We start from the raw sequence: 13,678 nt of genomic DNA on the forward strand, positions 1-13,678 counted from the left end.
TCGGGATTCGTCATGCATGGCGGTGTTCAGGCGGACAGGCAGGTCTCTGCCTTCCAGCCATACAGCCACTCCAGCGCGTCGTAGAAGCGCTCCGGCGAGCGGCCCTTCCACAGGGCATTGCGCACCAGCCGCTCCACGCCGGATGCGTGGCACAGGCGGCCGAACTCGCGGGTGGAAAGCACCACGCGCGCCGTGCGGGTGATGCGGGCGTCCTGGTACAGCGAGAACGCGCGCAGCAGGTCGCCGTCGCAGGCGCGTACCGCGGCGCCAAGCGTGACGGCGTCTTCCACGGCCATGCAGGCTCCCTGTGCCAGGTATTGCAGCAGCGGATGGGCGGCGTCTCCGAGCATGGTGATGGCGCCGTGCGTCCATTGGCCGATCGGCTCGCGGTCTGCCGTGGCCCAGCGGCGCCACGTCGGCGGCAGCGACAGCAGGCCGAAGGGCCGGGCATCGATGCCCTGGAAGTAGGACAGCACCTCTTCCTGGCTGCCGTCGCTGACGCCCCAGGTCTCCTGCTGGCGGCTATGGAAGGTCACCACAAGGTTGTACTGCTCGCCGGCGCGGACCGGGTAATGCACCACATGGCAGTTCGGCCCGACCCAGAGCACCGGCGCGTTCCATTGCATGTCGCGGGGGAACTGCGCGGCATCGATCACGGCGCGGTACACCACATGCCCGGATACGCGCGGCGGATCGCCGACCAGTTGCTGGCGGATGGCGGACTTCACGCCGTCGGCAGCAACCAGGGCACAGCCGCGATAGGTGTTGCCGTGTTCGTCGAACGCAGTGACGCCGCTGTCCGACTGACTGACCTCGACAATGCGGGTCGCGGTGACGAATTCGATCCGGTCGGTCTCGCGCACGCCTTCGAGCAGCGTGCTGTGGACGTCGGCGCGATGCGTGACCGCATACGGGTTGCCGAAGCGCTTGCGAAAGGCCGCGCCAACGGGAATGTCGGCGATGGTGCCGCCGTCGACGGCGTCGACCATCATCATGTGATCGGTGTAGACGGCATGCGCGCGCGTGCGCTCGCCCACGCCGAGCGCGTCGAATGCGGCGAAGGCATTGGGGCCGAACTGCACGCCCGCACCGATTTCACCGATGACGCTGGCCTGCTCCAGCACCTTGACATGACAGCCCTCGCGCGCCAGCGCAAGCGCCGCCGCGAGGCCTCCGATGCCGCCGCCAACGACGAGCACCGGGTTGGATTGGGTGGAAATACGCATGAGACTCCTTGCTTCTTCAGGCGACACGGGTCACGACGAGCCGTGACCGCCGTCGCGTACAACGAATGGATGGAAGGGAAGCGGGGTAGCGGTCGATAGCGGTCGATAGCGGTCGATAGCGACCGTCAGCGACCGTCAGCGACCGTCCAGCGCCGCGGGCAGCGCGGTCCTTTCGGCCGGTGCGTCACCGTGAGCCGGGGTCGCGGCCTGGGCCACGCGCAGCACCAGGATCGCGGCGGCGGCAATGGCGGCTGGAACGGCACTGCACAGGAAGATGGTCTTGATGCTGAAGCCGCTGGCGAGCAAGGCGCCGACGATGAGCGGGCCGGTGACCTGGCCCATGCGGCCCAGCGCCATCGCCCAGCCCACCCCGGTGGCGCGCATGCCGCTCGGGTAGCTCAGCACGGCCAGGCCCAGCAGGCCCGAACTGCCGGCACCCATGAACACGCCGCACAGCGTGGCGGCGATCGCAAGCGGGGCCAGCGAATCGGTGACGTAACCCAGGCCGGACACGCTGAGCGCGCCGAGCATGAACAGCAGCGGCAGCGTCAGGTACGGGCCGAAACGGTCCACCAGGCGGCCCCCGGCGGCGGTGCCGGCGACGCTGCCGAGATTGATCAGGGCGACCACCAGCGCGGCATCGTGTTCGCCGACGCCCTCGCCGCGCAGCAGCGCGGGCGTCCACAGCACCAGCACGATCAAGAGCACAAAGCACATGAAGAAGCCGGTCCAGAGCAGCAGCGTGGAAGCGAGACGCCCACCTGACAGGAGTTCCCGGAAGGGCAGGCCACGCACGTTTTCCTCGGCGTCGACATAGCTCGCATTGCAGTCGGGCGCGGACGATCGGCCCGCGATGCGCGCGACGATAGCTCGCACGGCATCCTGGCCGCCCTTGCGCTTGAGCAGGAACGGCAGCGACTCCGGCAGGCCGACGATGACCAGTACAGCCAGCGCCAGCGGCAGCACGCCGCCGAGATAAAACAGTGCCGGCCAGCCGTAGTGCGGCACGATGTGCGAACTGGCGAGAGCGCCCACGGCACCGCCCAGCGGGAAGCCGGCATAGAGCACGCCGGTCATCATGCCGCGCATGCGCCGCGGCGTGTATTCGGCGGACAGCGCCAGCAGGTTCGGAATCGCGCCACCCAGGCCAAGGCCAGCGACGAAGCGCACCAGCAGCAGTTCCGGCAGCGTGGGCGCATGCGGCGTCAGCAGCGAGAACACAGCAAAGATCACGATGGACGCCGCCAGCAGCCAGCGGCGGCCAAAGCGATCGGCAAGCGGTCCGAGCAGGAAGGCGCCAACCATGGCGCCCAGCAGGCCCGCGGAGAAGACCTGCCCGAAAAGTGCGATGGGAATGTCGAGCGAGGATGACATGGCCTTGGCCGCAAAGCCGATCGCCTGCGTGTCGAAGCCATCCATCAGCACGATCAGGAAGCAGACGATAAAGATGCGAAGGCGATAAGCGCCAAGTGGCCGAGCGTCGATCACCGACGCAATGCTGATCGGGGGCGGGTACATGTGTCTCCTTGGATGCGCGGTGCTATGTCTTGTAGTCAGGTCGTGTTCCGTTGGCATTTGCCGCGCTACGGGCCAATCCGGATGACCGAAGTCTCGTTTCTTCCCTATCATTCGGCAATCAAATGACGGGAATGACGGTCATGAGCGAAATGGATAACTTCGATATGAACCTGCTGCGCGTGTTCGACGCGCTGTGGCGGCATGGTCACCTGGGGCGAGCGGCGGAGGAGGTTGGCGTGAGCCAGCCGGCCATGTCGCACGCGTTGCAGCGGATGCGCGACCAGCTCGGCGATCCGCTGTTCCTGAAAGTGCGAAAAGGGATGCAGCCGTCGCCCCGCGCGGTAACGCTGGCGCCGGTAGTGCAGGGCGTGCTGGCGCAGGTGCGGGAGCATCTGTTGACGGCCCCGCGCTTCGAGCCCGCGCAGGCTCGCCGGACCTTTACGCTGGCCCTGTCCGACGTGGGCGAAGCGGCATTCCTGCCGCGCCTGCTGGCCCGGCTGATGAAAGAGGCGCCCCATGTGGACGTGCGCACGGTGTCGGCGCGGCACACGGACATCATGGATCAGCTCGAACGCGGCAGGATCGACCTGGCCATTGGCTACTACCCGGACCTCGGCGGCTCGGACGTGTTCCAGCAGCGCCTGTTCCGGCACGGGTTCGTGTGTTTGGCGCGAAGGGACCATCCGAGCGCAAGGGGACGCATGACGGCGGAACAGTTCCGTGCGCTACCTCATGCCGTGATCCAGAGCGAAAGCCGTAGCCAGGAGATCGTCGAGGAATACCTGCGGCAGCATGGCATCGTGCGCCGCGAACTGCTGCGCTCCCCGCATTTCCTGAGCATCCCGCTCGTGGTCGCATCGACCGACCTCGTCGTCACGGTGCCGCTGCCGGTGGGCGAGCTGTTCGCGCGCATCGCGGATGTGCAGGTCCTCCAGCCACCGTTTCCGATTCCCGCTTTCGACCTCAGGCAACACTGGCACCGCTGCCAGCATGACGATCCGGGCAATCGCTGGCTGCGGGGGCTTACGCAGGAGTTGTTCGGTGAAACAACGGGCGAGCAGGAATGAGATGGCGGCCCGGTCAACCTGGCCCTAAACTGCCCCGAAGCCCCAATCCCCCCAATCCCCCCCAATCCGGATCTCCGTGATGCAAGCACATCCCCTGCGACTCTCTCCCGGCGACGATCTGCGTGGCGCGCTGGAAGACGCGCTGCGCCAGCTCAAGGTGCCTGCGGCCTTCGTCATCCAGGGCATCGGGAGCCTCAGCGTTGCACAACTGCGATTTGCCGGAAACGAGGATCCTGCCGAGTTGCGTGGCGATCTGGAAATCCTGACGCTCGCCGGATCGCTGTCACCAGATGGGGCCCACTTGCATATGTCGGTTGCCGACCAGCGCGGGCGGGTGTCCGGCGGTCATGTGGCACCCGGCTGCACGGTCCGTACCACTGCCGAGATATTGCTGGCGCTTCTTCCCGGGCATCGGTTTGCGCGGGAGTACGATACGGATTCGGGGTTCGTGGAACTGGTGATACGAAATGAGCAGCCTATGGAGGGACCATAGGCTGTCTACGCCTTTACACGTGTAACTTTTCGCGGGTAAACCGTTGTTCGGTGACCCTGGTCCCCCATTGGTCTCCCTCGAATTCGGAGGCCAACGCAAAGCCAAACGCCTCATACAAGTGGCGCGCCGAATCCAGGCCCTTGAACGTCCAAAGGTATGTTTCCTTGTAATGCTCGTCGACAAAGGCCATCGCGATCGACATAAGCTGTCGCCCGATGCCGGAGCCACGCAACGAATCGTCCACGATAAACCATCGCAGATGCGCGACGCCGGTCCCGGTATCTCCGTCAATCGCAAGCGAGGCGAGCGAACGGCCATTTTCGACGTAAAGCCAGAGTGCCTTGCCTTCCGCTGGCAGCGTGCTCGCGAACGCCGCAAGCTCGGTTGCGACGCGCTTCTCGAAGAAGGCGCCAAAGCCCCAATGCTCCGAATAGAAGCGTGCATGGAGGCTTGCGACATCGCCAATGCAGCCCGGTTGATAGCCCTGGCGAATTCCCGAGGTTCCGCTCTCTGCTCCGGTCGGCTTGCTTGCGTTGTCTTGCGCCAGTGCGTCGGCGTAGAGCGCAAGGGAACGCAGCAGCGCCTGCTGGTCAGAAGGCACCATGCGCCGCAGTGCGTTCGACACCTGATCCGTAGCGAAGCGGTCGATTTTTCTCCGAAGTTCTTTCCCGGCGGCTGTCAGGTACAACTCCGATGATCGCGCATCGTCGGCTGAGGCACGGCGCTCCACATATCCCTCGGATTCGAGCCTCGCAAGCTGCCTGCTGGTATTTGACTTGTCGAGCCTGAGCGTCTGTCCCAGGTCCTTCGCGCTAACGCCTGGCGCCATGCCGATTTCCAGCACGGCATGAACCGCCGATGGGGCCAGGTCGCTTCCCGCCAGGGTAGAGCGCATGAAACCCAGTTCACGGACAAGACGGCGGGAGAACTCCCGCAGTTCGAGGATGGTTGCCTCTTGTTGGGCGGCGGGGGAATCGGCGGGCATGGCTTGTCTTGATGTGGGTTGCGCAACGCAACCAATATAGTTGCGTTGCGCAACTTCGTCAAGCCGCGCGCAGCGGCCCCGGCCTCGCCCGCTCAGGTGGCGTCCGCGTTGATTTCGATGACCGCGTCTGCCGCAAAAGCCCCTTCACCCTGCGGCATCGCAAAGACGGGGTTCAGGTCGATCGACTGCAGCCGCGGCCCTGCGGCGGCGGCGAATGCCGACAGGCGCGACAGCGTGCGCGCCAGCGCGGGGATGTCGGCCACCGGCCGGCCACGGGCGCCCAGCAGCAGCGGGGCACCCTTGATCGACCGGATCATGGCCTCGGCGACGTCTTCACCGAAGGGACAGCGGTGGAACACCACGTCCTTCAGTACCTCGACAAACACCCCGCCCAGGCCGAACATCGCGATCGGGCCAAACACGGGGTCGCGGTTGATGCCCATGATGCATTCGACGCCACCGCCCAGCTGCCTGGCTACCAGCACGCCTTCGATGCGCGCGTCCGGCGCGGCCGCACGGGCGCGTTCCATGAGCGTGCCGAAGCCGCTGCGCACCGCCGCTTCATCGCGCACGTCGAGCAGTACGCCACCGATTTCTGACTTATGCAGGATGTCCGGGGACAGGATCTTCAGTACCACCGGATAGCCGATCTCGCGCGCGGCCAGCACGGCGCTCCCGACGTCGCCGCACGCGCGCTCCGGCGCGCTGGCGATGCCCGCTTCGGCCAGCAATTGCTTCGCCTGCGCCTCGCTCGGCGTCTGCGCTGGCAGCGTGACCGTGCCGCCCGTTGGTGCCGGTGCCAGCGGCTGCATGGCGAAGGCGCGGCCGAAGCGGCCCATGGCTGCAATGGCGGCCACGGCGCGGGTCGGGTCTTCGAATACCGTGAAACCCTCTGCCTCGTAGCTGCGCATCACCTCGCGCGGGCCACGCAGCACCAGCACGTAGAGACGGTCCGGACAGGCGGCGCGTACTTCGGAGAGCTGCTGGCGCAGCACCGGTGCCACTTCGGCCGTGGTGCCGGCATAGCTGAAGAAGCCCAGCATGGAGCGGTAGCTGCCTTCGTTGAGCATCATCTCCATGAACGGCTTCACCAGCGTCGGGTCGTTGATGAACTGGGCCGTGGTGTCCACCGGGTTGCGCGGGGCGCAGATCGGCAGCATCTTCAGCATCGTGGCCTGGGCGGATGCGGGCATTTCCGGTACCGGCACGCCGTATTCCTCGGCCGCGTCCGAGATGATCACGCCGGCGCCACCGCTGACGGTGATCACGCCCAGCGTGTTATCCGCCGGGAATACGCCGCGCGTGGCCAGCCGCACGATATCGAGCATGGCTTCGGTGGTGTAGGCGCGCACCACGCCAAGCTCTTCGAGCACGGCGTCGACCACGGCATCGTTGCCCGCAATCGATGCGGTGTGCGATTGCGCCGCGGCGCCGCCCACTTTGCTGCGGCCGACCTTCATCATCACCACCGGCTTGCGCGCCGCGCGCGCGGCCTTGAGCGCCTCGACCAGGCCATCGCCATCATTGATGCCTTCGGAGTACAGGGCGATCACGTCGGTGTTGGGATCGGCCACCATCAGCCTGACGATCTCGCCCAGGGTCAGGTCGGCCTCATTGCCGGTCATGACGATGTTGGACAGGCCCACGTTGGTATCGACCATGGCCGACACCAGGTGGCTGCCGTAGGCGCCGGACTGGCTGACAATGCCGACGCGGCCTGCGCGCACGTCGTCGAGCCCCGCCAGCGAAGAGAAGCTGCCGACAAAGCCGGTATGCAGGTTCACCAGCCCCAGGGAATTCGGCCCCAGCAGGCGCATGCCGGTGCGCCGCGCCGCGGCCACCAGTTCGGCCTGCATGGCGACGCCGCTGCCGCCGACCTCGGCGAAGCCCGCGCTGAACAGGATGGCCGCGGCCACGCCGCGCTCGCCGAGTGCCGTCACCACTTCCAGCACCTGGCCGGAGGGCACGGCGACAATGGCCACGTCGGGCACTTCGGGCAACGCGGCGACCGAAGGCCAGGCCTGCAGGCCCTGCACTTCACGGCGGTTGGGGTTGACCGGCAGGATGCGCCCCGCATAGCCAAGCTTGCGCATGGAGGCGATGGGCCGTCCGCCGATACGGGAGGGATCGTCCGAAGCGCCGATAACGGCGACCGAACGGGGGTTCAACAGTCTTTCCAGGGAGGCAGTCGTATTCATAACAGGCTGGCTAGGTTGGGTGCGGGGCAGGGCCGATGTGGCTCAGGCAAGCGTGAAGGTGGGCAGCGGCGCACCGCCGTCCGACGGCGCAAAGCGCAGCAGCACCTTCTGCCCGATCCGCACCGTGTCGAGGTCGCAGTCGACGATCTGCGTCATCATGGTGACGCCTTCGTCCAGCGTCACGTACGCCATGCAGAATGGCGTCGGGCCGGCGCGGCGCGTGACGCTGTACGAGTAGATCGTGCCGCGGCCGCTGGCCTGCTTCCACTGGGTCGTGCCCAGGCAGAACGGGCACAGCGTGCGCGGATACCAGTGGGGCTTGCCGCAGCTGTCGCAGTGGCGCAGCAGCAGGCGGCCTTCGCGCGCGGCGGCCCAGAATTCGGTGTTGTCGGGGTGTTCGGCGGGCGCCTTGAAGGGGGTAGGGGTATAGGGTGTCGTCATGGCTGTGCTCGATGCCTGCGTGCAGGGGTTATTCACGTTCCAGGATGAGGGTGGCGCTGCCGTGGCGCGAGCCAAGCAGGCCGCCGGTGCCCTGCGCCAGTGCCAGCCCGCAGTTCCTGACCTGCACGGCCGGATGGGCCTCACCGCGCAGCTGGCGCACCGCCTCGATCACCTTGGTAATGCCGCCGCGATTGGCCGGGTGGTTGTTGCACAGGCCGCCGCCGTCGGTGTTGAAGGGCAGCTTCCCTACGCCCGAGATCAGGTTGCCGTCGGCCACGAACTTGCCGCCTTCGCCTTTCTTGCAGAAGCCCAGGTCTTCCAGCTGCATCAGCACGGTGATGGTGAAGCTGTCGTAGATCGAGGCGTACTGGATGTCGGCGGGCGTGACGCCGGCTTCGGCGAAGGCCGCGGCGCCGGATACCCTGGCCGCGGACCAGCTCAGGTCCACGTTGCCGCCAAGCTGCCCCTTCACGTGCTCGCCCGCGCCGAGGATGCGGACTTTCGGACGGTTCAGCTTTGCCGCGATCTCCGGCCGGGCCACGATCAGCGCGCCGCCGCCGTCGGAGACCACGCAGCAGTCCAGCTTGTGCAGCGGGTCGGAAATCATTGGCGAGTTCAGGACGTCTTCCACGGTCACCACCTCGCGCAGCATGGCGTTCGGGTTGTACTGGGCGTGATGGGAGGCCGCCACCTTGATCCACGCCAGCTGTTCGCTGGTGGTGCCGTATGCGTACATGTGGCGCATCGCCACCATGGCATACGAATTGACGGTCAGCGGGCTGTAGGGCGCTTCGAAGGGCAGGTCGGGGAGGTTGTCGCCCCAGTTGCGCGGCTTGGTGCCGCTGGAGCCTTCGGAGCGCGGGCGGCCCGCCAGCGTGATCAGCGCCACGTTGCACTTGCCCATGGCGATGGCCTGCGCGGCATGCGACACGTGCGCGAGGTAAGACGAGCCACCGGTCTCGGTGGAGTCGACGTGGCGCACGTTCAGGCCAAGGTAGTCGACCATGTTCAGCACGCCCAGCCCGGGGGCGTCGCCGGCGCAGAAGTAGCCGTCGACATCGGCCAGTGTCAGGCCGGCGTCTTCCAGCGCCCCTTTGGCGCTTTCCGCGTGCAGCTGCGCCACGGTCTTGTCCGGTGCCTTGCGGGTCGGGTGCTCATAGGCGCCGACGATATAGGCCTTGCCTTTGATGCTCATGTTTGATTCCTGTAGGTCGGTAAGGTGGGAGGGCGGGCGCGCCCGGCATGCCGCCGGGCGGCTGAGGTGGTGTCAGAGGTTGTGTCAGAGCAGGTGCTATTCCGGCTCGATGCCGGCCAGCGTGATCAGCCGCTTCCACATCTGCTGGTCGGCGGCGATGGTCTTGCGCAGCTCGGCACCGCCAGCGGGATACGGCACGCTGCCGCGTGCGCCGTAGTGCGCCATGGCTTCGGGCGAGTTCACGAATTCCAGCGTGTACCGGGTGAGCTTTTCCACGATGGCCGGCGGCGTGCCGGCCGGCGCGAACAGGCCGGTCCAGCTGTTGATCGCCGCCGCCGGCATGCCGGCCTCGGCCATGGTGGGGACATCCTTGAGTTGCGGCATGCGCGCGTTGGCCGTAACCGCCAGCGCGCGCAGCTTGCCCGACTGCACGTGCGGGACCACCGCCGAGACCTCCACCACGCCGTAATCGACCACGCCACTCATCAGGTCTGGCAGCAGCGTGCTCATGGCCTTGTACGGAACGCTCATGGCCTGGATCTTCGCGGCGTCGTTGAAGGCGGTGATGATGGTCCGGTAGCCGGTGCTCGACGTGCCGAAGTTGAGCGTGCCCGGTCTGGCTTTGGCCGCACTGACCAGGTCGGCCACGGTGCGGTACGGCGACGTGCCCGGCACGACCAGCGCCACCGGAATCACCGACATGCGCGCGATCGGCACGAAGTCCTTCAGCGGGTCATAGGGCAGGCGCTTGAACAGGAAAGGATTGGCCGCCATGGCGCCGGAGGCGGACAACAGCAGCGTGTAGCCGTCGGGCGCGGCCTTGGCGACATAGTCGCAGGCCAGGATCATGTTGGCGCCGGGCTTGTTCTCGACCACGAAGCTCTGCCCCAGCTTCTGTCCCAGGTGTTTGGCCAGCAGGCGCGTGTAGTCGTCTGCCCCGGTGCCGGCGCTGGTGATCGACACGATGCGCACGGGCCGTTCCGGGTATGGCTGGGCGGCCGCGGGTGCTGCCAGGGCCGGCAGGCAAAGCGCCAGCAATGCGCGCCAGGGTGCGCGGGTCCGTTCCGCAAAACAGTTCATGTCTCCTCCGTGGTTCTCATGGTTGCCGGCCGCGCAGGGCGTGCCGGGGTTCAGGCTTCCTGCGTGGCGGGCCTGCGCCGGTGCACTGGCCACAGCTGCTTCGCCGCCTCGCCATCCTCGTGGTAGGTATGGCAGCTGCCGATCAGCACCGGCTTCGGCATGGGGCCGGTGCCTTCGCCGGGCCAGCGGCCATTGCGCTCGCGGCGGCCGATGGCCATGGTGGTCTGCGTGGCGGTGGTGGCCAGTGGACCGAGGAGTTCGGTCAGATGGGTGCAGCCGTGCACGCCGCCGACGATCGCCTTGGCCTGCTGGCGGAAGCCGCCACGGATCTGCAGTCCTTTCAGGCCGGCGTAGGCCGACTCGATCGCGTTGCAGTACTCGGTGGGCCCGGCTTCGATCACCGCCCTGACGTCCCGGATCACCAGTGCCCGGTCCATGGTCACGACGATGCGCATGTGGTGGATGGCGCCGCCCGGCGACACCTGCCGGAACAGCAGGTCGGTGCCGGTGGGGCTGATATCGCGCATTTCGGCCTCGATATCGAGCAGGCCATCGCTGCGTTCATAGCCGCGGCAGGTCACTTCGCGGGTGTGGATGGCGATGCGGTCAGTGGTGGTCTGGGTCATGGCATGGCTTCCCTGCCGGCGCGCGCAGCGCAGCCGGCGGCAGGTCGATCGGTAGCGTCAGTCTCGGTGGCGTGCGGGGCGGCATCGTCAGCACCAGGTCATTCCCGGCCTGCCGTCGCGGCCGCCTGGCGCCCTGCATGCGGCGGTGCGCGGCCCAGAACAGCACGCGCAGCGCGAAGCCCGGGCCACCGGCCATGGCCTGCCTGCAGTGTTCCGCGGGCAGCTCCACCGGCACGCCCAGTTCGGCCGCCGACGCGTAGCAAACGATGCGCATGCGGGCATCGCCGCTGCGCATGCGGTCGCTGAGCATGGCGTGAAGGACCTCGGCATACGCGGGCTCGTCATCGCAGCGCGCCAGTTGCCGCGCCTTGCGCTGCAGCTGGCGGCTGACGTGGCGGACTTCCTGCAGCAGGTCCATCAGCCGCTCCATCGGCGCGAGGCCATGCAAGGGCTGGATCGTTGCCGGCGGCGGGTCGGCCTTGAATGGCGCGGAAAGCGTCGGGGAAGGGTGGCACTGCATCGGCTTGTCTCACTGGTGGCAGCCGGCATTCGCTGATGGGCTGCGGTTTCTGCTGGACAGTGTCACGCAGTGCCCCGGCCTTCGCCCCACTCGACCAAGGGGGGGCATGCGGTCGATATGCGGGCAAATACGCGGTGGCCCAGCGGATAAGCCTTGCTATCAGCGATACAGGGGGGCGCATTGGCTGCACGGGCGTATGTGAGCCATATTCCGCTTCGCCTACGATATTTTGTAGATCTATACGAAATGACGTAGTATTCAATTTGTACGAAATTCCGTGATTGACTACGGGTATTCGTAGATAGCAGGAGTGCCACGCCGAGTGACGGTAGCCAGCCGGGACGTCCCCGGTGCGAACAGGAGACCTGGGTAATGCAAAGACAAGGGCAAACGCATGGCAAGGTGCCGCGCCTGCGCGCGTGCGGGAGAAGGCTGGTCGCGGCGAGTGCCGCGGCACTGGCATGTGGCGTACTGGCCGCGTGGATGCCCATTGCGCGGGCAGAGGCGTTCTATCCGGAGAAGCCGGTCACGCTGGTGGTGCCAGGGCCGCCCGGCGGCATTACCGACCAGCTCGGCCGACTGGTCGCGGCACGCATGGCGCGCGACGGCGGCATCCGCGTCGTCGTCGACAATCGCCCCGGCGCGGGCGGCAACCTGGCCACCGAGCTGGCGGCACGGGCCGAGCCTGACGGCTATACGGTGCTGATGGGCACGCAAGGAACCATGGCCAGCAACCAGTACCTGTACAAGGCGCTGCGCTTCGATCCGGCCCGGGATTTCGTTGCCGCGCAGGGGCTGGTTTCGATCCCCAATGTGCTGGTCGTGAACAGCCGCCTGCCGTACCAGTCGGTCAAGGACCTGGTCACGTTCGCCAAGGCGAATCCGGACAAGCTGACGGTGTCTTCCGCCGGCAACGGTACCGGCACGCACCTCGCCGCCGAACTGTTCCAGGCGCAGGCCGGCGTCAGGTTCGTGCATATCCCGTACAAGGGCAGCGCGCCTTCCATCAATGACCTGCTGGCAGGGCAGGTCGACATGACCTTCGACTATCCGGTTTCCACCCTGGCGCAGATCCAGGCGGGCAAGCTGCGCGCGCTCGCCGTCACTGGCGCCACGCGCCTGCCGGCGCTGCCGCAGGTGCCAACCATTGCCGAGGCCGGCTATCCGGCGGCGGAGTCCACTTCGTGGATCGGCCTGTTCTTCCCGGCGCGCACGCCTGCCGCCATCGTGGCCAGGTGGCAGGCGGAGGTCGGGCGCATGTTGAAGGATCCCGCCGCTGTGGAGGCCCTGAACAAGATGGGCGGGGTGCCGTTGCCGCTGGCCGGCCAGCCGTTCGCCGGTTTCATCCAGGCCGAGCGCAGCAAGTGGAAGGCCACCATCGAGCGCTCGGGCGCCACCATCGACTGAACGACATCGACTGAACGACATCGACCCTGGCGGCGGCAGGTCCCCGGGGCGCAAGAGAGAGGAGACGCAAGACAATGTTGCACCATCGGCCACACGCTACTGACGCCACCTCGTCGACGAGCGACATGGCACGAATGCAGCCGCGGTATCGCGACGCCGCTCTGCGCACCGCGCAGGCGATCCACGAGGTGCGCCCCGATGGCACGCTGCTGCTGCGCGCCGGCACGGCGCCGGTGCCATCGCCGCACCTGGGCTTCAGCGGCTTCGTCAAGGGCTGGGCGCGGCAGCGCGCCACGCAGACCGCGCTGGCCCAGCGCGACAGCGCCGGCGCCTGGCGCACGCTTTGCTGGGGCGACTTCCACCGGCAGATGCTGGCGGTGGCGGCCGGATTGCTTGAGATGGGCCCGTCGCGCCAACAGCCCCTGATGATCCTGTCGGGCAATTCGATCGAGCATGCCGTGGTGGTGGCAGCCGCCGAATACGTGGGCATTCCCTGCGCCGCGGTATCCGCCGCCTATTCGCTGCAGAGCCAGGACTTCGTGCGGCTGAAAGATGTCCATAAGCTGCTGGCGCCGGCCGCGGTGTTCGTGCAATCGGCGCCCGGCTTTGCCCGCGCGCTGCGGGCACTGGCGCTGCCGGCGCAGGCGACTATTGCCGTGGAGGAAGCCGCCGACGGGAATATGAGGTGGGACGCGCTGCTCGATACCGAGCTGACACCGCAACGCCTGGCGCGGATCGAGGCAGCGCACGGCGCGGTGCGCGCCGAACACATCGCGCGGATTTTCTTTACCTCGGGGTCCACCGGCGTGCCCAAAGGCGTGGTCACGCGTGAGCGCCGCAAGGCGCTGATTGAAGCGCTCTATCAGGAGCCGGTGCCCGCGGCCATTGCCGCACTGGGCTGAAACGTCGTACCGGCGGCGCG

Annotated in this window: 13 protein-coding genes; 4 read left to right on the plus strand and 9 right to left on the minus strand. The window is 67.2% G+C overall.

The features are described 5' to 3' along the window. Nucleotides 1-26: 26 nt before the first annotated feature. Both LPA45_RS18840 and LPA45_RS18845 read right to left on the minus strand, forming a co-directional pair. The gene (locus tag LPA45_RS18840; RefSeq protein ID WP_116322874.1) at nt 27-1,226 is read right to left on the minus strand and encodes a 3-hydroxybenzoate 6-monooxygenase; all 1,200 of its coding nucleotides are present in this window, start codon (nt 1,224-1,226) and stop codon (nt 27-29) included. Nucleotides 1,227-1,361: 135 nt separating this feature from the next. Next, nucleotides 1,362-2,744: an MFS transporter gene (locus LPA45_RS18845; protein WP_158577738.1), complete on the minus strand. Its 1,383-nt coding sequence runs from the start codon at nt 2,742-2,744 to the stop codon at nt 1,362-1,364. A gap of 140 nt (nt 2,745-2,884) precedes the next feature. Between LPA45_RS18845 and LPA45_RS18850 the strand changes: the two genes are divergently transcribed. Both LPA45_RS18850 and LPA45_RS18855 read left to right on the plus strand, forming a co-directional pair. Further along, nucleotides 2,885-3,811, plus strand: a complete 927-nt coding sequence (locus LPA45_RS18850) for a LysR family transcriptional regulator (RefSeq protein ID WP_116322912.1) — start codon at nt 2,885-2,887, stop codon at nt 3,809-3,811. Nucleotides 3,812-3,890: 79 nt separating this feature from the next. Further along, nucleotides 3,891-4,304: a PPC domain-containing DNA-binding protein gene (locus LPA45_RS18855; protein WP_317925122.1), complete on the plus strand. Its 414-nt coding sequence runs from the start codon at nt 3,891-3,893 to the stop codon at nt 4,302-4,304. Nucleotides 4,305-4,317: 13 nt separating this feature from the next. Here the strand turns inward: LPA45_RS18855 and LPA45_RS18860 are convergent, their stop codons facing one another. From LPA45_RS18860 to LPA45_RS18890, 7 genes are all read right to left on the minus strand, one after another. Then, complete coding sequence (locus LPA45_RS18860; protein ID WP_116322871.1) at nt 4,318-5,289, minus strand: bifunctional helix-turn-helix transcriptional regulator/GNAT family N-acetyltransferase; 972 nt, start codon at nt 5,287-5,289, stop codon at nt 4,318-4,320. Nucleotides 5,290-5,381: 92 nt separating this feature from the next. After that, a complete protein-coding gene (locus LPA45_RS18865) occupies nt 5,382-7,487 on the minus strand; it encodes an acetate--CoA ligase family protein (protein WP_116322870.1) in 2,106 nt (701 codons plus the stop codon). 42 nt (nt 7,488-7,529) lie between these two features. Then, a complete protein-coding gene (locus tag LPA45_RS18870; RefSeq protein ID WP_116322869.1) occupies nt 7,530-7,928 on the minus strand; it encodes a Zn-ribbon domain-containing OB-fold protein in 399 nt (132 codons plus the stop codon). A gap of 28 nt (nt 7,929-7,956) precedes the next feature. Next, entirely contained in the window at nt 7,957-9,123 is a 1,167-nt protein-coding gene (locus LPA45_RS18875) for a thiolase domain-containing protein (protein ID WP_116322868.1), read from the minus strand. Between the two features lie 96 nt (nt 9,124-9,219). Beyond that, entirely contained in the window at nt 9,220-10,203 is a 984-nt protein-coding gene (locus LPA45_RS18880; RefSeq protein WP_116322867.1) for a tripartite tricarboxylate transporter substrate binding protein, read from the minus strand. A 50-nt stretch (nt 10,204-10,253) separates the two neighbouring features. After that, nucleotides 10,254-10,829, minus strand: coding sequence for a DUF2889 domain-containing protein (locus LPA45_RS18885; RefSeq protein ID WP_116322866.1), 576 nt, complete (start codon nt 10,827-10,829; stop codon nt 10,254-10,256). Continuing rightward, nucleotides 10,810-11,349, minus strand: coding sequence for a hypothetical protein (locus tag LPA45_RS18890; protein ID WP_317925226.1), 540 nt, complete (start codon nt 11,347-11,349; stop codon nt 10,810-10,812). Before LPA45_RS18890 ends, LPA45_RS18885 begins: the two co-directional genes overlap by 20 nt. A 372-nt stretch (nt 11,350-11,721) precedes the next feature. On the opposite strand from LPA45_RS18890, the gene LPA45_RS18895 reads away from it, so the two are divergent. After that, nucleotides 11,722-12,756, plus strand: a complete 1,035-nt coding sequence (locus LPA45_RS18895; RefSeq protein WP_116322865.1) for a tripartite tricarboxylate transporter substrate binding protein — start codon at nt 11,722-11,724, stop codon at nt 12,754-12,756. Nucleotides 12,757-12,881: 125 nt separating this feature from the next. After that, nucleotides 12,882-13,658, plus strand: coding sequence for an AMP-binding protein (locus LPA45_RS18900; protein WP_158577737.1), 777 nt, complete (start codon nt 12,882-12,884; stop codon nt 13,656-13,658). The last annotated feature ends 20 nt before the right edge of the window (nt 13,659-13,678 follow it).

Origin of the sequence: Cupriavidus sp. Agwp_2, assembly GCF_040784895.1 — a bacterium.
GTDB lineage: Bacteria > Pseudomonadota > Gammaproteobacteria > Burkholderiales > Burkholderiaceae > Cupriavidus.